The organism is Enterococcus sp. LJL51, assembly GCF_049894025.1.
GTDB lineage: Bacteria > Bacillota > Bacilli > Lactobacillales > Enterococcaceae > Enterococcus_L.
The window spans coordinates 1-1,251 of sequence record NZ_JBNEQE010000038.1 but is presented as its reverse complement, the minus strand read 5'-3'; the positions used below and the strand labels follow the sequence as shown (position 1 = coordinate 1,251).

General features: G+C 37.2%; 1 protein-coding gene. It reads left to right on the top strand.

Annotation, left to right across the window (positions count from 1 at the left end; translation table 11 throughout):
* Positions 1–87 precede the first annotated feature (87 nt).
* Positions 88–1,211 (top strand): IS3 family transposase gene (locus ACPWSO_RS17900; protein WP_426084935.1). Its coding sequence is split into 2 segments (ribosomal slippage): positions 88–355 and positions 355–1,211, totalling 1,125 coding nucleotides; the frame shifts between segments, so codons are not numbered across the junction.
* Positions 1,212–1,251 lie beyond the last annotated feature (40 nt).

Below are 1,251 nucleotides of genomic sequence, written 5' to 3'. Positions count from 1 at the left end.
GGCACTGACCCCCAAGAATGAGAATATAAAAAAGAGGCACCTCCGTTGAATTTATTTTATATAATAAATTTAGCGGAGGTGCTTTTGATGAAGAAAAAAATGGCGTATTCTCTTGAAGTCAAAGAGAAAGTAATTGAATTGAAAATTGAAGGAAAGACAACAAAAGAGATACTAGAGCTGACAGGGGTTAAAAGTAAAACACAAATCGATAACTGGTGGGGTTGGTATAGAAAGGGAGAAATTCATCGATTTCATCGTCCGATGGGAAAACCTGTTAAAGAAGAGAAAAGTGAAATTGAGCAATTGAAGGAGCAACTACGTCAAAAAGAACTAGAAATTCATGTGCTAAAAAAATACAGAGAATTGGAAAGGAAGTGGTTGCGTCAGTAGTTATCCAGTTAGTAGAAGAACTAAAAAGCATCTATAAAATCAAGGATATCTGCAAGGTCTTAACTGTCGCACCATCAACTTACTATCGCTGGAAAGCAAAAGCAGTTTGTTCAGATCCTATTGAAAAAAAAGTAGGAGAATTATGTAAAAAGAATCATTATACTTACGGATATAGAAAAATCACAGCCTTAATTCGTAGAGAAGAAATCGTTAATTCTAAAAAGATTCAGCGGATTATGCAAGCCAATCGTTGGAACTGCCGCGTACGGATAAAGAAAGCACAACGCCCAGGAACAGCTCACTATCGTACAAAGAATCATTTAGCGAGACAGTTTCAATCGGACAAGCCTTATCAAAAGCTAGTAACAGACGTTACTTATCTACCTTACGGAGAAAAAATGCTTTATTTATCTTCTATCATGGATTTATACAATGGAGAAATTGTCGCATTTAAAATTAGTGACAAACAAACCGTTTCTTTAGCTGTGGAAACCTTAGAACAGCTAGAACTCCCAAAAGGTGTTCTCCTTCACAGTGATCAAGGATCAATCTATACTTCCTATGCCTACTATCAACTGTGCAAAGAAAAAGGCATCATCCGCAGCATGTCCCGAAAGGGAATGCCAGCAGATAATGCCCCGATAGAATGTTTTCATTCCTCGTTAAAGTGTGAAACATTCTACCTAAACATAGAGCCAAAATACTCTACCACTACTGTAATAGATATTGTCACAAATTACATTAAGAATTATAATACCCATAGAATTCAACGGAAGTTGGGTTATCTATCACCGATAGCCTATCGAAAACAGACCGTTTAATCGCCTCTCTTTTGCCCTCTCACTTTTGGGGGTCAGTGCC